This is a genomic window from Rhizobium sp. M10, from assembly GCF_002531955.1.
In the GTDB taxonomy this organism is placed as follows: Bacteria; Pseudomonadota; Alphaproteobacteria; order Rhizobiales; family Rhizobiaceae; genus Rhizobium; species Rhizobium etli_C.
Genome location: NZ_NWTA01000007.1, coordinates 273,832 through 294,889, shown reverse-complemented (window position 1 = coordinate 294,889; position 21,058 = coordinate 273,832). Strand labels below are relative to the sequence as shown.

Genomic DNA, 21,058 nt, shown 5'->3' with positions numbered 1-21,058 from the left:
CCTGACCGCGCGTCTTTCATAGACGCAAGCGACACTGTAACACTTTCAACTGCTGCACGCATCACCCGCCATTTGCAACGACGCCACTGCGATACCGCTTCACGGCGTCGGTCAGCAGATCGGCTATCTTGCCGCGCCAGCTCTCATCGAGCAGCCGTTTCTCATCCTCGGCATTCGAGAGGAATCCCAGCTCGAGCAGGATCGACGGCACGTCGGGGGCCTGCAGCACGCGGAAGCCGGCATGGCGGTGCGGATTGTTGATGGTACCGACCTGATCCTTGAAGGAATTCAGCACGCTCTCGGCCAGCGAGATCGAAAAGGCCTGCGTCTCGCGCCGCGTCAGGTCGAGCAGGATGTCGGCGACCTCGGGAGGCTCGGCGACCGTCTCCTTGCCGGCGATCTGGTCGGAAAGGTTCTCGCGTTCGGCAAGGTCGGCGGCGAGCTTGTCGGAGGCCTTGTCCGAGATCGTATAGACGGTCGCGCCGCGGATATCCTTCTGCTTCAGCGTGTCGGCATGCAGCGAAATAAACAGGCCGGCATGGTTCTGGCGGGCAATCAGCACGCGCTGGGAAAGCGACAGGAACTCATCGTCATTGCGCGTCAGGAAGGCTTTGATGCCCGGCTCCTTGTTCAGCCGGTCGGCCAGAGCCTTGGCGAAGGCGAGCGTCACCTGCTTTTCCTCGGTCTTGGTATCGACGCCGATCGCGCCGGTATCAATGCCGCCATGGCCGGCATCGACGGCGATGACGAAATCCCCGGGGGCGGTTTTCGCAGGCGCGGGAATGGCGCTCGTCGTCTGGGCCGCGGCGTCCCGATCGTTCCAGGCCCGGTCGTTCCATGACTGCGTCTTGACCAGTTCGGCAAAGGCCTGCTTGTCGATCATCTCGGCCTCAAGCACCAGCCGATGCCCCTTGCCGGCCTCGTCGGCCTGCACCTTGGCGAGGGAAAGCTTCACCGGCCGTGCCGCCGTCAGCACGATGCGGGCGCTCTCCTCGTCCATCTTGCCGTAGCGGATGTCCTTGAAGAGGCCGTGGGCGGCCAGATCCTTGCCCGGAAAGCCGAAGGCGGTCGCCGGCAGGTCGACGACGATGCGTTCAGGATTGGCGATATAGTGAACGGAGAACCGCGGTTCGCGGTCGAAATCGATGACAATACGTGTTCTGGCGTCGTCGCCGATGATGCGCGCGCCATAGGCAAGCAGCGGATCTCTCGTCTCGGCCGAACCCGCGGCACCAGGCAGAATACAGCCGGCGACAAACACCGCCGTCATGAGCCGCCTTGCGAATGTCGATCGCCGCGTTGCGGACTGCGCCGCGATCCGAGCCCTCTTAAACAATAAACCGCCACATCCTATTTATAGCGCGATGGACCCGACATGGCCGGAGCGGACGCCCGAGAGCGAAACGCCTTTGCCGCCTGCCGAATCGCAATCGCTGGCCCCCAGCTTCTATGTGTTCCGAAATCCATCAATATTATGGCACATTTGGCTTTTCCCTTGCTATTGTGACAGAGAAAACATACAACGCATTTTAGGGTAGAAGTGTTGACGGGATAGAGTCGCCGCAAGGGCTGCCAGCCAGATCTGGACCTGGCGCCACATCGGTCATCGTCCGCCGTCTCATGCGCTTCAACCCGAGAACTGGATCCTGATTTTCCGGCTTCTGGTCGGAACTTCATTGGTGGATCAGCCACCACGCTCTCAGGGAGCAACCTCATCGGACCCGAAAAGGGTCTTCGTATTTGTCGATCACGCTTGGTTGTTGATGGTTTCGCAGCAGGTTTTATCTGAAGTGTACAGGCCCCGGACCGAAATGGTTCCGGCTGCGGTCTGGCTGCTGCTCTCCTCTTCGCGCCAGGCGCGACTTTCATTATCCGGCGCGGCCACGGTGGACCGCATTCTTTCTGTTTCTACAGCAGTCGGGAATGCGCTCTCGCGGCCACGCCGAGGAGCACAGCTTACATGGCAGACAAAATGCTTATCGATGCGTCTCACGAGGAAGAGACGCGCGTCGTTGTCGTTCGCGGAAACCGCATAGAAGAATTTGACTTCGAGTCGCAGCACAAGAAGCAGATCCGCGGCAATATCTATCTTGCAAAGGTAACGAGGGTCGAGCCCTCGCTGCAGGCCGCCTTCGTCGATTACGGCGGCAACCGGCACGGCTTCCTGGCCTTCGCCGAAATCCACCCCGATTATTATCAGATACCGCTCGCCGACCGTCAGGCGCTGCTTCGGGCCGAGGCCGAGGAGCATCGCCGCGACGAAGACGTCGAGCATGTCGAAACCGCGCCGATGGTCGACCTTTCGACTCAGGACCAGCCGGATGTCGGCATTGTTCCGGCAGAGGCGCCGGAACCGGCTGTCGTAACGGAAGAGGCAACGGCGGAAGACGTTTCCGTGGCGGCAGACGTGGCGGCATCGCCCGAAGCCGCCGAGGAAGCGCCGGCCAAGAAGGCACGGCCGCGCCGCAGCCGCAAGAAAGTCACCGAAGCCGCTGCCGAAACCACCGCGACCGAGGACGCCGTTCCCACGGACGTCGAAGCCGAAGGTGCTGCGAGCGTCGACAACGAGGATGACGGCTCGACCGGCGGCGCAATGGCCGCGATGGTGGAAACCGACTCGATCTCCGAGGACGTCGACACCAGCAAGCGTCGTCACGATGACGACGATGACGATGACGATCACGGCGAAGAGGAAGTCATCGAATCCGTCGGCGCCGAAGACGCAATGGAAGAAGTGCCGGACCGCGTGCAGCGCAAGCCGCGCAAGCAGTACCGCATCCAGGAAGTCATCAAGCGCCGGCAGATCCTGCTGGTGCAGGTTGCCAAGGAAGAGCGCGGCAACAAGGGCGCGGCGCTGACCACCTATCTCTCGCTCGCCGGCCGCTATTCCGTGCTGATGCCGAATACGGCACGCGGCGGCGGCATTTCCCGCAAGATCACCAACCCGGCCGACCGCAAGCGCCTGAAGGAAATCGCGCGCATGCTCGAAGTGCCGCAGGGCATGGGCGTCATCCTGCGCACCGCCGGCGCCAACCGCACCAAGGTCGAGGTCAAGCGCGACTTCGAATATCTGATGCGCCTGTGGGAGAACGTGCGCACGCTGACGCTCGCCTCCACCGCTCCCTGCCTCGTCTATGAGGAAGGCTCGCTGATCAAGCGCTCGATCCGCGATCTCTACAACAAGGATATCGGCGAGATCATCGTTGCCGGCGAAGACGGCTATCGTGAAGCCAAAGACTTCATGAAGATGCTGATGCCGAGCCATGCCAAGGTGGTTCAGCCCTATCGCGACATCCACCCGATCTTCTCGCGTTCGGGCATCGAAGCCCAGCTCGACCGCATGCTGCAGCCGCAGGTGACGCTGCGCTCCGGCGGCTATCTGATCATGAACCAGACGGAAGCGCTGGTTTCGATCGACGTCAACTCCGGCCGCTCGACGCGCGAACACTCGATCGAGGACACGGCGCTGCAGACGAACCTCGAAGCGGCGGAAGAAATCGCCCGTCAGCTTCGCCTGCGCGACCTCGCCGGCCTGATCGTCATCGACTTCATCGACATGGAAGAAAAGCGCAACAATCGCGCTGTCGAGAAGAAGCTGAAGGAATGCCTGAAGAACGACCGCGCCCGCATTCAGGTCGGCCGGATCTCGCATTTCGGCCTGCTCGAAATGTCGCGCCAGCGCATCCGCGCTTCGGTTCTCGAATCGACCACCCAGGTCTGCTCGCATTGCGCCGGCACCGGCCACGTCCGTTCGCAGTCCTCCGTCGCGCTGCATGTGCTACGCGGCATCGAAGAGTATCTGCTCAAGAATACGACGCATAACATTACCGTGCGGACGACGCCTGACATCGCGCTCTACCTGCTCAACCACAAGCGCCAGACAATCGTCGATTACGAGAGCCGCTTCGGCGTGGCGATCGTCATCGATGCGGACGGCTCGGTCGGCGCGCAGCATTTCGCCATCGATCGCGGCGAGGCCGTGGAAAATCCGGTCAAGATCGAAACGCTGTTCAACTTCGCAGCCATTCCCGAGGATGACGACGACGACATCATCATCGAGGCGGATGAGGACGAAGACGAGGAACTCGAGGAAAAGCCGGCAGCGGCCGAACGCGCCGCCACGGCACGCTCGGAAGGTGACGGTGACGGCAACCGCAAGCGCAAGCGCCGCAGGCGCCGCCGCGGCCGCAACGGCAATGCCGAACAGCCTGCATCGGCTGCGGGCGAAGCCGGCGATGAGGACGAGGACGGCGACGACGAAGGCGCCGAAGGCGATGAAACCACCGGCGCTGCGCCGGAGGCCCGTGCCGAAAACGAAGACTCGCAGCGCCGCAAGCGCCGTCGTCGCGGTAAGCGTGGCGGTCGCCGCAACCGCGCCGAGGACGGCTCCGAACTGGCGGCCGGTGAAGCCGGCGAAGACAACGGCAGCGATGAGGACGAAGGCGACGACACCTCGAGTGACGTGGCGCCTGCCGAAGCTGCAATCGTCGAGACGGCTGCCGAACAGCGCGAAGACCAGGCCGCAGCGGCCGCCGTCGAGGGTGCGGCTGTCGTCACCGAGGAAGTGAAGCCCGCCCGTGGCCGCGGCCGTCGCAAGCCCGCCGCATCGCCGGTCGAGGAACCGGTAGTGGAAGCAGAAGCAGTACCCGCCGCCGAAGCCGAGCCAGAGGTGGCCGAAGCCTCCGCCGACCTTCAAACGCCCGCCCAGGAAGAGGCAAAGCCGGTTCGCGCCAACCGCGAATCCAACATCGCCTCGTCCGAGCCGACGGTGAAATCCACTCGCAGCGAAAATGGCGAAAGCGACGACGGCAAGCCGAAGAAGGCCGGCTGGTGGCAGCGCCGTGGCTTCTTCTGAACGCTGATTTTTGGACGTAAATGAGAAAATCCGGCCGCGGCGACGCGGCCGGATTTTGTTTATGGCGGTGCTTTATCAGTGAAGTTGAGTACCCCGAGAGGTAGGCGACACCAGCCCCTCATCCGCCTGCCGGCACCTTCTCCCCGTAAACGGGGCGAAGGGGATATGCCGCGGCCCTCTGCGTCCCCATTGATCTCTCGCAGGGCACGTCCCCTCTCCCCGTCAGAACGGGGAGAGGGTTAGGGTGAGGGGCAGCCATCGGCTCGATGCCGGTGCGACGAACAACAATACCCGCCTGCGCTCACGCCGCCGGTGGATAGAGAAGATCGACGATGTAGCTGGCGTCGAAGCGGGAATCGAGCATGCCGTAAGTGGAGCGCCAGCCGCCGGCAAGACGCGTCTCGATGAAGGCATCGGCAATGCGCCCTGCCCCAAGCCGATAGAGTTCGGCAGCACCGGCCGCAAGCGCCAGCTGCTCGACGAGCAGGCGCGCCGCGCCTTCATCCTGTTCGCAGAGCGCGATGGCGGCGCGCAGCACGTCGATCGTCTTCTTGCCGGCGGGACCGAGATCACGTGCCAAGCCGGCAAAGACCGTCTCGAACAGGTCCTTGCCGCGGTTGAGCACACGCAGCACGTCGAGCGCCATGACGTTGCCGGAGCCTTCCCAGATCGCATTGACGGGAGCCTCGCGATAGTGGCGGGCGATCGGACGTTCCTCGATGTAGCCATTGCCGCCGATGCATTCCATCGCTTCATAGATCAAGGCGGGCGCGATCTTGCAGCACCAGTATTTGGCGACCGGCGTCATGACGCGGGCATAGGCCGCCTCCTCGGCATTGCCGCGCGCCTTGTCGAAGGCATCGGCAAGACGGAAGGACAGCGCGGTGGCGGCGGCAACGTCGAGCGCCATGTCGGCAAGCACGCGCGTCATGATCGGCTGGTTGACGAGCATCTTGCCGAAAACGCTGCGGCCGCGCGTGTGGTGCACGGCCTCGGCGAGCGAGGCGCGCATGATGCCCGACGAGGCCAGCGCGCAATCGAGACGGGTCAACGTCACCATGTCGAGGATGGTGCGGATGCCGGCATCGGAGCCGCCGAGCAGGAATCCGAACGTGTCGGTGAATTCGACCTCGCAAGAGGCATTGGAGCGATTGCCGACCTTGTCCTTCAGCCGCTGGAACTGCAGGCCGTTGGCCGAACCGTCCTCCAGAAGGCGCGGCACGAGGAAGCAGCCCATGCCTTCCTTGGTCTGCGCCAGCATGATGAAAGCATCGCTCATCGGGGCGGACATGAACCATTTGTGGCCGGAGAGCCGGTAGATGCCTTCGCTGACCTTTTCGGCGGCGCTTCGATTGGCCCTGACATCGGTGCCGCCCTGCTTTTCCGTCATGCCCATGCCGATGGTCACCGCGGACTTCTGCATGGCGGGGCGGTTGGACGAATCATATTTGCGCGAGAGAATCTTCGGCGCCCAGTCCTTCTGCACCGCGGGCGAGGCCGAGAGCGCGGCAACGGAGGCGCTCGTCATCGTCAGCGGGCAGAGATGGCCGGATTCCAGCTGCGCCGTCAGATAGAAGCGGGCGGCGCGAACCTTGTGGGCCTCGTCCTTGGCGTCGGTATCGGCCTGCGGATCCCAGACGGAGGAATGCAGGCCGACCGACATGGAGCGGCGCATCAGCGCATGCCAGGCCGGATGGAATTCGACGACGTCGAGGCGCTCGCCGCGCGGGCCGTGGGTGCGCAGCTGCGGCGCGCCCTGATTGGCCATGCGCGCCAGTTCCTGCGCCTCCGGCGAGGTGACGTAGCGGCCCATGTTTTCCAGATCCTCGCGGATGCCGCGCGGCAGGGCCGCCGTCAGATCGACGATCAGCGGATCGGACCGGTAGGCGTTGATGCCGGACCACAGGCTCGGCTGGTTGAGTTCTGCGAGTTTGTCGTCAGTCCGGTTGGCGGAGGTCATAATTCGCTTCTAGTGTAAGAACCCGGCAAAGGGAAACCGGAAGTTATGATTCGGTTCATTCTGCTCTATCGGAATTCTGGCGAAAATGCATGGGGACATAAGCCTTTGCCCACAGCGCATGCTTGCCCCGGCGGGCCGCACTCTTTATAGACCCGCCAGAGACAGCAAGAGGCAGGGTCATGGTCTTTTTCCCCCACCGCCACCTCATCGGCATCAAGGGCCTCACCGAGCAGGATATCACCTATCTTCTCGACAAGGCCGACGAAGCCGTCAAGATCAGCCGCCAGAGAGAAAAGAAGACGTCGACGCTGCGCGGGCTGACGCAGATCAACCTCTTCTTCGAGGCATCGACCCGCACGCAGGCCTCCTTCGAGCTTGCCGGCAAGCGGCTCGGCGCCGACGTCATGAACATGTCGGTCGGCAATTCCTCGGTGAAGAAGGGCGAAACGCTGATCGATACGGCGATGACGCTGAATGCGATGCGCCCGGATGTGCTGGTGATCCGCCATTCGAGCGCCGGTGCGGCCGCCCTGCTCGCGCAGAAGGTCTCCTGCTCGGTCGTCAATGCCGGCGACGGCCAGCACGAACATCCGACCCAGGCGCTGCTCGACGCGCTGACGATCCGCCGCGCCAAGGGCAAGCTATCGCGCATCATCGTGGCGATCTGCGGCGACGTGCTGCATTCGCGCGTGGCGCGCTCCAACATCCTGCTGCTCAATGCGATGGGCGCGCGCGTGCGCGTCGTCGCGCCGGCCACCCTCCTGCCCTCCGGCATCGCCGAGATGGGCGTCGAGGTCTTCCACTCGATGCAGGAGGGGCTGAAGGACGCCGACGTGGTGATGATGCTGCGGCTGCAGCGCGAGCGCATGTCTGGCGCCTTCGTGCCGTCGGTGCGTGAATATTATCACTTCTACGGACTCGACGCCGAAACGCTGAAAGCGGCGAAAGAGGATGCGCTGGTCATGCATCCGGGCCCGATGAACCGCGGCGTCGAGATCGCCTCCGAGGTCGCAGACGGTCCGCAGAGCGTGATCGCCGAACAGGTGGAAATGGGGGTCGCGGTGCGCATGGCCGTCATGGAGACTCTGCTCGTCTCGCAGAACCAGGGTCCCCGAACCGACGGAATGAAGGCATGAGCAACCCGATCGTCCTCAAGAATGTCCGCATCGTCGACCCCTCGCGCAATCTCGACGAGGTGGGCACGATCATCGCGAAAAACGGCGTCATCCTTGCCGCCGGAAGCGTAGCGCAGAACCAGGGCACGCCGGACGGCGCCGTCGTGCGCGACTGCACCGGCCTCGTTGCGGCGCCAGGCCTCGTCGACGCGCGCGTCCACATCGGCGAACCCGGCGGCGAACACCGCGAGACGATCGCCTCTGCAAGCCGGGCAGCGGCGGCCGGCGGCGTCACCTCGATCATCATGATGCCGGACACCGATCCCGTCATCGACGACATCGCGCTCGTCGAATTCGTCAAGAAGACGGCGCGCGATACCGCCGCCGTCAAGGTCTATCCGGCCGCCGCCATCACCAAGCATCTTGCCGGCGAGGAAATGACCGAGATCGGCCTGTTGATGCAGGCGGGCGCCGTCGCCTTCACCGATGCCCATTCCAGCGTTCACGATACGCAGGTGCTGCGCCGGATCATGACCTATGCGCGTGAATTCGGCGCCGTCGTCTGCTGCGAAACGCGCGACAAATATCTCGGCGCCAACGGCGTCATGCATGAGGGGCTTTTCGCCAGCTGGCTCGGGCTCTCTGGCATTCCGAGAGAAGCCGAGCTCATTCCGCTCGAACGCGATCTCAGGATCGCCGAGCTGACACGGGGGCGTTATCACGCGGCGATGATTTCGGTGCCGCAATCGGTCGAGGCGATCGAGCTTGCCCGCAGCCGCGGCGCCAAGGTGACCTCGGGCATCTCGATCAACAATCTGGCACTCAACGAGAACGATATCGGCGAATACCGCACCTTCTTCAAGCTCTATCCGCCGCTGCGCCCGGAGGACGACCGGGTCGCCATGGTCGACGCGCTGGCGCGCGGCGCCATCGACATCATCGTCTCCTCGCATGACCCGCAGGACGTCGATACGAAGCGCCTGCCCTTCGGCGAGGCGGCAGACGGCGCGGTCGGCCTCGAAACCATGCTGGCGGCGGCCCTCAGGCTTCACCATGGCGGCCAGGTCAGCCTGATGCGCCTGATCGACGCCATGTCCACTCGCCCGGCAGAGATTTTCGGCCTGGATGCCGGCACGCTGAAGCCGGGTGCTGCCGCCGATATCACGCTGATCGATCTCGATGAGCCTTGGCTTGTCGCCAAAGACATGCTTCTCTCCCGCTCGAAGAACACACCGTTCGAGGATGCGCGCTTCAGCGGGCGAGCGGTCGCGACATACGTCTCGGGAAAGCTTGTCCACGCAGTTTAGGGACCGGCCGGACTGAGAACAGGCCATCGGAGGGCCGAGGGGGCATATGTTATCCAATCTCTTGTCATGGCAGATCACGCTGCCGATCGCGCTTGCCGCCGCCGTCATCGGCTATCTCCTCGGCTCCATTCCTTTCGGCCTGATCCTCACGCGCGCGGCCGGCCTCGGCGATGTGCGCAGCATCGGCTCCGGCAATATCGGCGCGACCAACGTTCTGCGAACCGGAAACCGGAAACTCGCCGCGGCAACGCTCTTGCTCGACGCACTGAAGGCATCGGCGGCAGCCTGGATCGTCGGTTATTTCCTCGGCGAGGAGGCCGCGATCATCGCCGGCTTCTTCGCCTTCATCGGCCATCTCTTCCCGGTCTGGATCGGCTTCAAGGGCGGCAAGGGCGTCGCCACCTATATCGGCACCCTCCTCGGCGTCGCACCGATCATGGTCGTGCTCTTCGCCGCCGTCTGGCTGGCGGTCGCCGTCACCACCCGCTATTCCTCGCTGTCGGCGCTCGTCGCCATGCTCGTCATTCCGGTCGCCCTGTTGATCCTCGGCAATGAAAAGGTTGCGGCGGTCATGGCGATCATGACTGTCATCTCCTACTGGAAGCATAGGGCCAATATCTCCCGGCTAATGGGCGGGACGGAAAGCAAGATCGGGGCGAAGGGATAATGGACGCGCCGAGCGCGGGATCAAAAGGTACGGTGCTGAGCGAACGGCAGAGAATTGCCTGGCTGCGCCTGATCCGTTCCGACAATGTCGGCCCTGCGACCTTTCGCGACCTCATCAATCATTTCGGTTCGGCCGAAGCGGCACTCGCGGCGCTGCCGGAGCTTTCGGCGCGCGGCGGCGCGACGCGGGCAATCCGCATTGCCAGCGAGGCCGAGGCGCACCGGGAACTGGAGGCGGCGCATCGTTTCGGCGCCCGCTTCGTCGGCATCGGCGAACCGGACTATCCGCAGGCGCTGAAACAGATCGACGGCGCGCCGCCGCTTCTTGCCGTCAAAGGCGCGCTTGCCGCCGCCAAACGGCCGGCTATCGGCATTGTCGGCTCGCGCAACGCCTCGATCGCCGGCGCCAAATTCGCGGCGATGGTGGCGCGCGACTGCGGCCGGGCGGGTTACACGGTGGTTTCCGGCCTGGCGCGCGGCATCGACACGGCAGCGCACCGGGCAAGCCTCGAGACAGGCACGATCGCGGCCCTTGCCGGCGGCCTCGACAAGCCCTACCCGCCGGAGAATCACAGCCTCATCGAGGAGATAGCCGGCGGCAACGGCCTGGCGGTCAGCGAAATGCCGTTCGGCTGGGAGCCCCGCGCCCGCGATTTTCCGCGCCGGAACCGGCTGATAGCCGGCATCGCGCTCGGTCTCGTGGTCGTCGAAGCGGCGACGCGCTCGGGCTCACTGATCACCGCACGCCTTGCCGGCGAGTTCGGCCGGCTGGTGTTTGCCGTGCCCGGCTCGCCGCTCGATCCGCGCTGCCATGGCACCAACGGCCTGCTGAAGGACGGCGCTTCGATCGTTACCGAACCTGCCGATGTTATCGAGGCCCTGGCGCCGCTGGCGCAACTCGAGCTGTTCCCCTCGTCGAGGGCGGAGGAACCGGCAGGCGAGAGCAGGCCAATAACGATGCCGCCCGGCGATTCAGACCGGATGCGCATCATCGATGCGCTCGGACCGACGCCGGTCGAGATCGACGACGTCATCCGCCACACCGGCCTTCCGGCATCCGCCGTCTATCTCATTCTTCTGGAACTCGACATATCAGGCAGGCTGCATCGGCATCAGGGCGGCCTCGTTTCGCTTTCCGACTGAGCTTTGCGCGATATGAGAGAGCCGCCTCGGGAGTTGCAGGAGCCGCGTGTCGAATTCGACAGGCGCGCCACCTGAAATTGTATTCAGCGCACAATCTTCCCTCGATTGCACCGTACGCAAGAAGTAAAATTGTAGCAAACCCCTTGACCGCAGCGATTTCCCTGTCCATGTCGGAGGGCCAGTATCCAAGTTGCGCTGCGTGTTGCGCTGGCTTCCACGCCGGCGCGGAGTCTTTTTTAGAGAATCATCATGAATGTTGTAGTGGTGGAATCGCCTGCCAAGGCCAAGACGATCAACAAGTATCTGGGTTCGGGATACAAAGTGCTCGCTTCCTTCGGCCATGTGCGCGATCTGCCTGCCAAGGATGGCTCGGTCCTCCCCGATCAGGATTTCGAAATGCTCTGGGAGGTCGATGGGGCCTCGGCCAAGCGGATGAAGGATATTGCCGACGCGGTGAAATCCTCCGACGGGCTTTTTCTGGCGACCGACCCGGATCGCGAAGGCGAAGCGATTTCCTGGCACGTCCTTGACATGCTGAACAAGAAGCGGGTGCTGAACGGCAAGTCGGTCAAGCGCGTCGTCTTCAACGCGATCACCAAGAAGGCGGTGCTCGACGCGATGGCCGACCCGCGCGACATCGACGTGCCGCTGGTCGACGCCTATCTGGCGCGCCGTGCGCTCGACTATCTCGTCGGCTTCAATCTCTCGCCGGTCCTATGGCGCAAGCTGCCCGGCGCGCGTTCGGCCGGACGCGTCCAGTCGGTGGCGCTTCGTCTGGTCTGCGACCGTGAATCCGAGATCGAGCGCTTCATTTCGGAAGAATATTGGAATCTCTCCGCACTTCTGAAGACGCCGCGCGGCGACGAGTTCGAGGCAAGACTGGTTTCGGCGAACGGCAAACGGCTGCCGCCGCGCGCCATCGGCAACGGCGAAGATGCCGGCCGCCTGAAGGCATTGCTCGAAGGCGCGAGCTATATCGTCGACACGGTCGAGGCGAAGCCGGTCAAGCGCAACCCGGGACCGCCGTTTACGACCTCGACACTGCAGCAGGCCGCCTCCTCCAATCTCGGCTTCTCCGCCTCGCGCACCATGCAGATCGCCCAGAAGCTCTATGAAGGCGTCGATATCGGCGGCGAGACGGTCGGTCTCATCACCTATATGCGAACCGACGGCGTGCAGATGGCGCCCGAGGCGATCGACGCAGCGCGGCGCGCCATCCTCGACCAGTTCGGCGAACGCTACCTGCCTGAGAAGGCGCGCCTTTATTCGACCAAGGCGAAAAACGCCCAGGAGGCACACGAGGCGATCCGTCCGACCGATTTCTACCGCTCGCCCGATCGTCTGCGCAAATTCCTCGACGCCGACCAGATCCGGCTCTACGAGCTGATCTGGAAGCGCGGCATCGCCAGCCAGATGGCGTCGGCCGAGATCGAACGCACGACGGCTGAAATCACCGCCGCCAACAAGGGCGAGAAGGCCGGCCTGCGCGCCGTCGGCTCGGTCATCCGCTTCGACGGCTTCATCGCCGCCTATACCGACCAGAAGGAGGACGGCGAGCAGAGCGACGACGGCGACGAGGATGGCCGCCTGCCGGAGATCAATGCGCGCGAGACACTCGCCAAGCAGAAGATCAATTCGACGCAGCATTTCACCGAACCGCCGCCGCGTTATTCGGAAGCCTCGCTGATCAAGAAGATGGAAGAGCTCGGCATCGGTCGGCCCTCCACCTATGCTGCGACGCTGGCGACGCTGCGCGACCGCGACTATGTGACGATCGACAAGCGCAAGCTGATCCCGCAGGCCAAGGGCCGGCTGGTGACCGCCTTCCTCGAGAGCTTCTTCACCAAATATGTCGAATACGACTTCACGGCCGACCTCGAGGAAAAGCTCGACCGGATTTCGGCCGGCGAGTTGAACTGGAAGCAGGTGCTGCGCGATTTCTGGAAGGATTTTTTCGCGCAGATCGAGGACACCAAGGAATTGCGCGTCACCAACGTGCTCGATTCGCTGAACGAGGCGCTGGCGCCGCTGGTCTTCCCGAAGCGCGAAGATGGCAGCGACCCCAGGATCTGCCAGGTCTGCGGCACAGGCAACCTGTCACTGAAGCTCGGCAAATACGGCGCCTTCGTCGGCTGCTCGAATTATCCGGAATGCAACTACACCCGTCAGCTCTCCTCCGAAAACGGCGGAGAAGCGGAAGGTGTCGCCCTCAACGAGCCGAAGAACCTCGGCACCGATCCGACGACCGGCGAAGAACTGACGCTGCGCTCGGGCCGCTTCGGCCCCTATATCCAGCGCGGCGACGGCAAGGAAGCCAAACGCGCGTCGCTGCCGAAAGGCTGGAAGCCGGAGGATATCGATTATGAAAAGGCGATGGCGCTGATTTCGCTGCCGCGCGATATCGGCAAACATCCCGAAACCGGCAAGATGATTTCCTCGGGCATCGGCCGCTACGGGCCGTTCCTTCTGCATGACGGGTCCTACGCCAATCTGGAAACCGTCGAGGACGTGTTCTCGGTCGGCCTCAACCGCGCCGTGACCGTCATCGCCGAAAAGGCGAACAAGGCGCCGGGCCGCGGTGCCCGCGGCACGCCGGCGGCGCTGAAGACGCTCGGCGATCATCCGGACGGCGGCGCCATCACCGTTCGCGACGGCAAATACGGCCCCTATGTCAACTGGGGCAAGGTCAACGCTACCCTGCCGAAGGGCAAGGATCCGCAGGCGATCACCGTCGAGGAAGCGCTGGCGCTGATCACGGAGAAGGCCGGCAAGGCACCCGCCGGAAAGCCGGCAAGGGCGAAAGCCAAGCCGAAGGCGGCTGCGGCCGAAGCCAAGACCACCAAGACGGCCGCCAAGCCGAAGGCAACGAAGGCGAAAGCGCCGGCGAAATCGAAAAAGGGCTGAGGTGAGCAGGATACCGCGCGACAGAACGAACCCTGCGGGCAAGCGCCCGGGCAAGATCGGCCGCACAGGCAAGGATGCTCCCGCCGTCGAGCCGCTGAACATCGTCCACGGCGCGCTGCCCTCGCGCGAGGTGATCCTGCGCTTCATCGCCGATCATCCGCAGAAGGCCTCGAAGCGTGAACTCGCCAAGGCTTTCGGGCTGAAGGGCGACAGCCGCGTCGAGCTCAAGCAGCTGCTGCAGGAGCTCGAACAGGAAGGCATGCTGCAGAAGAGCCGCAAGTCGCTCATCCGTCCCGGCGCCCTTCCGCCCGTCACCGTTCTCGATATCACCACGCGCGACAAGGACGGCGATCTCATCGGCCGGCCGGCGGAATGGCCCGAGGAGCAGGGTGTCGCGCCTGCCGTCGCCATTCGCCAGCAATCGCCGGCAGGCCGCCAGGGCAAGGGCAAGGCGCCCGTCGCCGGCCTCGGCGACCGTATCCTGGCGAAGATCTTCCCGGCCGTCGATCGCGGCGGGCCGGCCTATACGGCGCGGATCATCAAGGTGATCGACAGGCGCCGCGGCGCCTCGATGGGGGTTTTCCGCACCGCGCCCGGCGGCGGCGGTCGGCTGCTGCCGATCGAGCGGCGCGGCGAGGAGATGGTGATCGATCCCGATTTCACCGGCGGTGCTGCGGATGGCGACCTGGTCGAGATCGAAGTCGCCCGGCTCGGCCGCTTCGGCCTGCCGCGCGCCAAGGTTCTCTCCGTCGTCGGCTCCGTCGGCTCGGAAAAGGCGATCTCGATGATCGCCATCCATGCCCATGGCATCCCGCATGTCTTTCCCCCCGCCGTCATGGCCGAGGCGGAAGCGGCAAAACCGGCGACGATGTCGCATCGTGAGGACTGGCGCGACGTGCCGCTGATCACCATCGATCCCGCCGACGCCAAGGATCATGACGACGCCGTCTATGCCGAGCTCGACTCCTCCCCCGACAATCCCGGCGGCGTCATCGTCACCGTCGCGATCGCCGACGTCTCGTGGTATGTCCGGCCCAATTCGCCGCTCGACCGCGAGGCGCTGAAGCGCGGCAACTCCGTCTATTTCCCGGATCGGGTGGTACCGATGCTGCCCGAGCGCATCTCCAACGATCTCTGCTCGCTGAAGGAAGGTGTCGATCGTCCCGCGCTTGCCGTGCGCATGAGCTTCTCCGGCGAAGGCCGCAAGATCGGCCATACGTTTCATCGCATCATGATGAAGAGCGCCGCCAAGCTTTCCTACCAGCAGGCGCAGGCAGCGATCGACGGCAATCCCGACGACAAGACCGGACCGATGCTCGAGCCGATCCTGAAGCCGCTCTGGCACGCCTATGAGGTGATGAAACGCGGACGCGACCGGCGTCAGCCGCTGGAACTCGACATGCCGGAGCGCAAGATCCTGCTGAAGCCGGACGGCACGGTCGATCGTGTCTTCGTGCCGCCGCGGCTCGACGCGCACAAGCTGATCGAAGAGATGATGATCCAGGCGAACGTCGCCGCCGCCGAGACGCTGGAAAAGAAGCGCCAGGCCCTGGTCTACCGCATCCATGACGGCCCGACGCTGGCCAAGCAGGAAGTCCTGCGCGAGTTCCTGGCGACCCTCGGCATCTCGCTCGCCAAAGGCGGCAATGTGCGCGCCAACAGCTTCAACGGCATTCTGGCGAAGGCGGAGGGCACGGCGCACCAAACCATGGTCAACGAGATGGTGCTGCGCTCGCAGAGCCAGGCGATCTACAGCCCCGAGAATATCGGCCATTTCGGCCTCAACCTGATGAAGTACGCCCACTTCACCTCACCGATTCGCCGCTACGCCGATCTCATCGTGCATCGCGCGCTCGTCGGCTCGCTCGGCTTCGGCGAGGGCGGCATCACGCCGGACGAAGAAGCCGCTCTCGACGATATCGCCGCCGAAATTTCGACCTTCGAGCGCCGGGCGATGGCAGCCGAGCGCGAGACCATCGACCGGCTGATCGCCCATCACTTGAGCACCCGGGTCGGCGAGGAATTTGCCGGCCGTGTCTCGGGGGTGACGAAATCCGGGCTTTTCATCGCTCTGCCGGACTATGGCGCCGATGGTTTCGTCCCTATATCGACGCTCGGCAGCGACTATTTCATCTATGATGAGGCGCATCAGGCGCTCTCGGGTGAACGCACGGGGCTCGGCTATCGCCTCGGCGACAGCGTTACCGTGAAGCTTGCCGAGGCGATCCCGCTTGCCGGCGCGTTGCGTTTCGAAATGCTGAGCGAGGGGCGCGAGATGCCGACGGCGGTGCGCTCCGTCCATAAGGCCGGCCGCCGCGACAGAGGCGAGGTCCGCAAGAAACCCGGCACGAGGCCGCCGCGCGGACGGCGTTAATGCATCTCACGGCATCGAGCCTGATTCAGGAGCCCTACATTTTCGGGCTGAAAAGGAACATGCGATGGGCACACAGACCGATCCGACGGTCCGCTACGGGGGCACGCCCGAGATCGAACGTCCGCTCCGTCGCTCGATCCTGCGCGGGCTGATGAACCGCTGTCCGGCCTGCGGCGACGGCAAGCTCTTTCGCGCTTTCCTGAAACCGGTCGATCACTGCGCTGCCTGCGGCGAGGCGATGCATCATCACCGCGCCGACGACCTGCCGCCCTATATCGTCATCCTCGTCCTCGGCCATGTCCTCGTCGGTGGCTACATGTTGACCGACATGACTTTCGTTCTGCCGGTATGGGTTCATCTCGCCATCTGGGCGCCGATCACCGTCGTCACCGCGCTTGCCTCGATCCAGCCGATCAAAGGCGGCGTCATCGGCCTGCAATGGGCGCTGCGCATGCACGGTTTCGGCGGGGAGAGCGATGACCACGATGATTACGACCTTCCCCGGCGGCCGGATTGAATGCCTTCACCTTCCAGACATATTTAACGTGTAGTGGCTGCCCTCCACCGACCACTACCGAACGCGGGCGTCGTCGATCCTCAACGACTTGACATGGTAAGCTTTTCTTGTCTGAACAGGCTTTACATTCCGCAGGCGGTCACTCACATCGGAAATACTGCGAAACGCTGCTCGTCACCGGGATTTGGCACGTCCGTGTCTTTCTATGCGAAGCGACCGGCCGATTCGCTCGCGAAGCTTTCTAAGGATGGATAAATGTCTCAGCCGAGAAACGGCACACCGGGCGATCTCGAAGAAATCCATTGGCCTTCTCTGGTGGCAGCCATCTCGTCGATATCAGCCGTCGGCATCGCAATCGGTCTCGGACTTCCGCTGCTCAGCATCATCCTCGAAAAACGCGGGATCTCATCGACCCTGATCGGGCTCAATACCGCGATGGCAGGCATTGCGGCGATGGCCGCCGCGCCCGTTACCACCAAGCTCGCGCATATATACGGTGTTGCGCCGACAATGCTCTGGGCTGTGGTGATTTCAGCGCTGAGCGCGCTCGGTTTCTACTATGCCCAGGATTTCTGGATGTGGTTTCCGCTGCGTTTCGCCTTCCACGGCGCAACGACGACGCTGTTCATCCTCTCCGAATTCTGGATCAACGCCGCCTCGCCGCCGTCCAAGCGCGGATTCGTTCTCGGCATTTATGCGACCGTGCTTTCGCTGGGCTTTGCCGCCGGACCGCTGCTGTTTTCGTTGCTCGGCAGCGACGGCATCTTCCCCTTCCTGGTCGGCGCCGGCGCCATTCTGCTTGCCGCCATTCCGATCTTCATCGCCCGCTACGAAAGCCCGGTTCTCGAGGAAAAGCCGGAGCTGCATTTCATGCGCTACGTTTTCCTGGTTCCGACGGCGACGGCGGCCGTTTTCATCTTCGGCGCCGTCGAAGCCGGCGGGCTGTCGCTTTTCCCGATCTTTGCCGTGCGCGCCCATTTTACCGAATCGCAGGCAGCACTTCTGCTGACCATGATGGGCGTCGGCAACGTCATCTTTCAGATCCCGCTCGGCCTGCTTTCGGACCGCATCCCCGACAAGCGGCCGCTTCTGGCCGGCATGGCGCTGATGGGCTTCATCGGCTCGATGATGCTGCCGTTGCTGGTCGACAACTGGCTGCTGATGGCCGGGCTCCTGCTTTTCTGGGGCGGCTGCGTCTCCGGCCTCTATACGGTCGGCCTCAGCCATCTCGGCTCGCGTCTGACCGGTTCCGACCTTGCGGCGGCCAATGCCGCCTTCGTCTTCTGTTATGCGATGGGAACCGTGGCCGGGCCGCAGGCGATCGGCGCAGCGATCGATGTCGCCGGAAATAACGGTTTTGCCTGGGCGATTGCCGCCTTCTTCGGCTTTTACGCCATGCTTTCCGGCATCAGATTGATGTTCATTCGAAAACGGACTTGACTTTTCGGGCGGGATTCGTAGTTTCGCGCCAGAATTTGCCGTGGAGCCCCATCCGGCTTCCACGGCTTTCATTTTCTTAAAGGCAGGACGACCATGGCCAAGGCTACAACAATCAAGATCAAGCTGCTGTCGACAGCCGACACCGGTTTCTTCTACGTCACGACGAAGAACAGCCGTACGATGACGGACAAGATGACGAAGACGAAGTACGACCCGATTGCTAAGAAGCATGTCGAGTTCAAGGAAACCAAGATCAAGTAATCACTTGGCCTGACGGATTTCAAAAAAGCGCGCGCCCTCGGGTTGCGCGTTTTTTATTGTCCGGAACGATCGCGTTTGAGGGATGATAGCGCAAACAAGAAACGCCGCCCTTCCATCTTCGGGAAGTGACGGCGTTTTCCTGAAAGGGGGTCGGCCAGCATGCAAAACGGCACGAGGAACCGTTATGACTTGCCTACTAGCCGACCGACCCCACGACCCAGGAGATGCGGCGGACCTGAGCATCATGGGGTATCGGACAGCTCCTCTAGGGGAGCGCTTCTGTTATGACGCCGATAATTTGCGCAGAAATGAAAGAAAATCAACAAATTCTTAATGATGAATTTTCTTAGCTTGATTCTATGGTTAAAAGTCCAGTTTTGGCACACACAAAGATTTGCCGCCTCTGCTTGCCTCCGAAGCCTAGTGCCGAACGCCTAGAAGAAATTCGACAATATAACTTAATAACTTAAGCCGCCCCTCCCCTTACGTGAGGTGACGCCGCCGCGCTCTATTTGACCCTCTTGTCAGCAGACATTCTTTTATAGTCCCCATTTCATTCCGAGCGCCGCCCGGCATTCCAGAAACTGTCGCACGCCGCCGTTATCCACAGCAACGCCTGGAGTCCATTTTTGGGCTATCGAGTTGCAAAATTTTCGGCCTGCGTCGCGTGGGCGAAGCTTAAAAATCGGTAATAATTCGCTTACGGCAGTGGAAAACCCGCAAATGGCCGTAAAGCGTACGGGTGATTCGTCAGGCAGCCGCGGCAACCACACGATTGCGGCCGGTATTCTTGGCCTCGTAAAGAGCAAGATCGGCCTGCTTCATCAACTGGTCCGGGGTCAGCACCGAGCCAATCCGCGAGGCGATGCCGAAGGAAGCGGTGACGTTCAGCGCTTCTCCGGAGTGCTTCAGCATGAAAGGGGCGCTCTCGACCGCAGCGCGCAAGCGCTCGGCGACAGCGGCGGCCACTTCCGGCGATGTGTCCGGCATGGCAACGACGAACTCTTCCCCGCCGTAGCGGCAGGCAAGATCGGCGCCGCGGATGGTCGAACGGACGCGGTTTGCGAATTCGCGCAGGACTTCGTCGCCGCCGTCATGGCCGTAAGTGTCGTTCACCTGCTTGAAACGGTCGATATCGGTGATCAGCACCGAAAGCGGACGGCCCCGCGCCATCGAGCGGTTGAAGAGCACACTCAGGTGATTGTCGAGATAGCGCCTGTTGTAAAGTCCGGTCAGCGGATCGGTCACGGCAAGCTTGATCGTCTGCTTGACGCTGGCGCGCAGACGGTCGTTGTAGCGCTTGCGACGGATCTGCGTCAGGCTGCGGGCGACCAGCTCGTTCGGATCGACGGGACGGATGATGTAATCGTTGACGCCGAGATCGAGGGCGCGCACGACCATCTCGTCAGCCCCCTGCTCGGTGATGATCAGGATCGGCAGGAAGCGTGTGCGCTCCAGCGATCGCAATTGCGAGCAGAGGCGAAGCGGATCGTAATCGTCGAAATTGGCGTTGACGATGACGAGGTCGAAGACATTCTCGGCTGCTTCGAAAAGGGCTGCCTGCGGATCGGAGAGGGCGAGCACATCGGCGACGGGCTTCAGCGCCCTGACGATGCGTTCCTGCGAATTGGCGCGGCTATCGACCAGCAGCACCTGGCCGGCCTCGTCGGCGCGGCCCTCGCCTGCCCGCATCAGATCACCCATGCCCATCGTATGGGCGGTGTCGGCGCGGATCCGCAGCTCATCGCTCAACGTTTTCAGCCGCAGCAGGCTCTTTACCCGGGAGATCAGCTGCAGATCATTGACCGGTTTGGTGAGGAAATCGTCGGCGCCGGCCTTCAGGCCACGCACGCGGTCGGCCGGCTGGTCGAGTGCTGTGACCATGACGACGGGGATATGGGCGGTCTTCTGGCTGGCCTTCAGCCGCTCGCAGACCTCGAAACCATCGATACCGGGCATCATGATGTCGAGCAGGATCAGATCGACCTGATTGCGCTCGCAGATTGCCAGCGCCTCGTGGCCGTCGGCGGCGGTCATCACGTCGAAATACTCCGCGAGCAGCCGCGCTTCGAGCAGCTTCACGTTGGCCGGAATATCGTCAACCACCAGTATTCGCGCAGTCATAAGCGTCTTTCCGATGCGTCAGGCATCGCCCAGATAGGTCTTGATCGTCTCGATGAATTTCGGAACCGAGATCGGCTTGGAAACATAGGCCTCGCAGCCGCCCTGGCGGATGCGCTCCTCGTCGCCCTTCATCGCGAAAGCCGTGACGGCGATGACGGGAATCACGTGCAGCTCGTCGTCTTCCTTCAGCCATTTGGTGACTTCCAGGCCGGAGACCTCGGGAAGCTGGATATCCATGAGGATGAGGTCGGGGCGATGCTTGCGCGCCAGATCGAGCGCCTCCATGCCGTTTCGCGTCTGGATCGTGGTATAGCCAGACGCCTCGATGAGGTCGCGAAAGAGCTTCATGTTGAGCTCGTTATCTTCTACAATCATCACCTGTTTGGGCATGA

The 21,058-nt window shown here is 63.1% G+C and carries 14 protein-coding genes; 10 read left to right on the top strand and 4 right to left on the bottom strand.

Annotation, left to right across the window (positions count from 1 at the left end; genetic code table 11):
• Positions 1–61: 61 nt before the first annotated feature.
• Positions 62–1,336 carry an N-acetylmuramoyl-L-alanine amidase gene (locus CO671_RS14630; protein WP_097606499.1) on the bottom strand — a complete coding sequence of 425 codons (1,275 nt, stop codon included), beginning with the start codon at positions 1,334–1,336 and terminating at the stop codon, positions 62–64.
• Positions 1,337–1,960: 624 nt separating this feature from the next.
• On the opposite strand from CO671_RS14630, the gene CO671_RS14625 reads away from it, so the two are divergent.
• A complete protein-coding gene (locus CO671_RS14625) occupies positions 1,961–4,855 on the top strand; it encodes a ribonuclease E/G (protein ID WP_097606498.1) in 2,895 nt (964 codons plus the stop codon).
• Between the two features lie 301 nt (positions 4,856–5,156).
• Here CO671_RS14625 and CO671_RS14620 read toward each other — a convergent pair whose 3' ends face one another.
• The gene (locus tag CO671_RS14620) at positions 5,157–6,815 is read right to left on the bottom strand and encodes an acyl-CoA dehydrogenase family protein (RefSeq protein WP_096769285.1); all 1,659 of its coding nucleotides are present in this window, start codon (positions 6,813–6,815) and stop codon (positions 5,157–5,159) included.
• 179 nt (positions 6,816–6,994) lie between these two features.
• Here CO671_RS14620 and CO671_RS14615 point away from each other — a divergent pair, with 179 nt between their 5' ends.
• The 9 genes from CO671_RS14615 (at position 6,995) to rpmG (ending at position 18,542) form a co-directional block, all read left to right on the top strand.
• The gene (locus CO671_RS14615; protein WP_010032928.1) at positions 6,995–7,951 is read left to right on the top strand and encodes an aspartate carbamoyltransferase catalytic subunit; all 957 of its coding nucleotides are present in this window, start codon (positions 6,995–6,997) and stop codon (positions 7,949–7,951) included.
• Entirely contained in the window at positions 7,948–9,237 is a 1,290-nt protein-coding gene (locus tag CO671_RS14610) for a dihydroorotase (protein WP_097606497.1), read from the top strand. Before CO671_RS14615 ends, CO671_RS14610 begins: the two co-directional genes overlap by 4 nt.
• Positions 9,238–9,283: 46 nt before the next feature.
• Entirely contained in the window at positions 9,284–9,904 is a 621-nt protein-coding gene (plsY, locus tag CO671_RS14605) for a glycerol-3-phosphate 1-O-acyltransferase PlsY (protein WP_097606496.1), read from the top strand.
• Entirely contained in the window at positions 9,904–11,046 is a 1,143-nt protein-coding gene (dprA, locus tag CO671_RS14600; protein WP_097606495.1) for a DNA-processing protein DprA, read from the top strand. The genes plsY and dprA overlap by 1 nt, the downstream gene beginning before the upstream one ends.
• Before the next feature lie 249 nt (positions 11,047–11,295).
• Positions 11,296–13,950: a type I DNA topoisomerase gene (gene topA / locus CO671_RS14595; protein ID WP_097606494.1), complete on the top strand. Its 2,655-nt coding sequence runs from the start codon at positions 11,296–11,298 to the stop codon at positions 13,948–13,950.
• A 1-nt stretch (position 13,951) separates the two neighbouring features.
• Entirely contained in the window at positions 13,952–16,324 is a 2,373-nt protein-coding gene (gene rnr / locus CO671_RS14590; protein ID WP_097606493.1) for a ribonuclease R, read from the top strand.
• Between the two features lie 64 nt (positions 16,325–16,388).
• Entirely contained in the window at positions 16,389–16,841 is a 453-nt protein-coding gene (locus tag CO671_RS14585) for a DUF983 domain-containing protein (protein ID WP_064682240.1), read from the top strand.
• 255 nt (positions 16,842–17,096) lie between these two features.
• The gene (locus CO671_RS14580) at positions 17,097–18,281 is read left to right on the top strand and encodes an MFS transporter (protein WP_097581573.1); all 1,185 of its coding nucleotides are present in this window, start codon (positions 17,097–17,099) and stop codon (positions 18,279–18,281) included.
• A 93-nt stretch (positions 18,282–18,374) separates the two neighbouring features.
• On the top strand, positions 18,375–18,542 hold the full coding sequence (rpmG, locus tag CO671_RS14575; RefSeq protein ID WP_003587245.1) for a 50S ribosomal protein L33: 168 nt from the start codon (positions 18,375–18,377) through the stop codon (positions 18,540–18,542).
• A 750-nt stretch (positions 18,543–19,292) separates the two neighbouring features.
• On the opposite strand, the gene CO671_RS14570 is transcribed toward rpmG, so the two are convergent.
• Together CO671_RS14570 and CO671_RS14565 are read right to left on the bottom strand one after the other, a co-directional pair.
• On the bottom strand, positions 19,293–20,666 hold the full coding sequence (locus CO671_RS14570) for a PleD family two-component system response regulator (protein ID WP_097606492.1): 1,374 nt from the start codon (positions 20,664–20,666) through the stop codon (positions 19,293–19,295).
• A gap of 18 nt (positions 20,667–20,684) precedes the next feature.
• Positions 20,685–21,056: a response regulator gene (locus CO671_RS14565; RefSeq protein ID WP_003547430.1), complete on the bottom strand. Its 372-nt coding sequence runs from the start codon at positions 21,054–21,056 to the stop codon at positions 20,685–20,687.
• Positions 21,057–21,058: the final 2 nt, after the last annotated feature.

Bases quoted from the DNA above. Each gene is read 5' to 3' on its own strand.
- CO671_RS14610 (WP_097606497.1), top strand. From the start codon at position 7,948: ATGAGCAACCCGATCGTCCTCAAGAATGTCCGCATCGTCGACCCCTCG.
- topA (WP_097606494.1), top strand. From the start codon at position 11,296: ATGAATGTTGTAGTGGTGGAATCGCCTGCCAAGGCCAAGACGATCAAC.
- CO671_RS14620 (WP_096769285.1), bottom strand. From the start codon at position 6,815: ATGACCTCCGCCAACCGGACTGACGACAAACTCGCAGAACTCAACCAG.
- CO671_RS14615 (WP_010032928.1), top strand. From the start codon at position 6,995: ATGGTCTTTTTCCCCCACCGCCACCTCATCGGCATCAAGGGCCTCACC.
- CO671_RS14625 (WP_097606498.1), top strand. From the start codon at position 1,961: ATGGCAGACAAAATGCTTATCGATGCGTCTCACGAGGAAGAGACGCGC.
- CO671_RS14570 (WP_097606492.1), bottom strand. From the start codon at position 20,666: ATGACTGCGCGAATACTGGTGGTTGACGATATTCCGGCCAACGTGAAG.
- dprA (WP_097606495.1), top strand. From the start codon at position 9,904: ATGGACGCGCCGAGCGCGGGATCAAAAGGTACGGTGCTGAGCGAACGG.
- rpmG (WP_003587245.1), top strand. From the start codon at position 18,375: ATGGCCAAGGCTACAACAATCAAGATCAAGCTGCTGTCGACAGCCGAC.
- CO671_RS14565 (WP_003547430.1), bottom strand. From the start codon at position 21,056: ATGCCCAAACAGGTGATGATTGTAGAAGATAACGAGCTCAACATGAAG.
- CO671_RS14585 (WP_064682240.1), top strand. From the start codon at position 16,389: ATGGGCACACAGACCGATCCGACGGTCCGCTACGGGGGCACGCCCGAG.
- CO671_RS14580 (WP_097581573.1), top strand. From the start codon at position 17,097: ATGTCTCAGCCGAGAAACGGCACACCGGGCGATCTCGAAGAAATCCAT.
- plsY (WP_097606496.1), top strand. From the start codon at position 9,284: ATGTTATCCAATCTCTTGTCATGGCAGATCACGCTGCCGATCGCGCTT.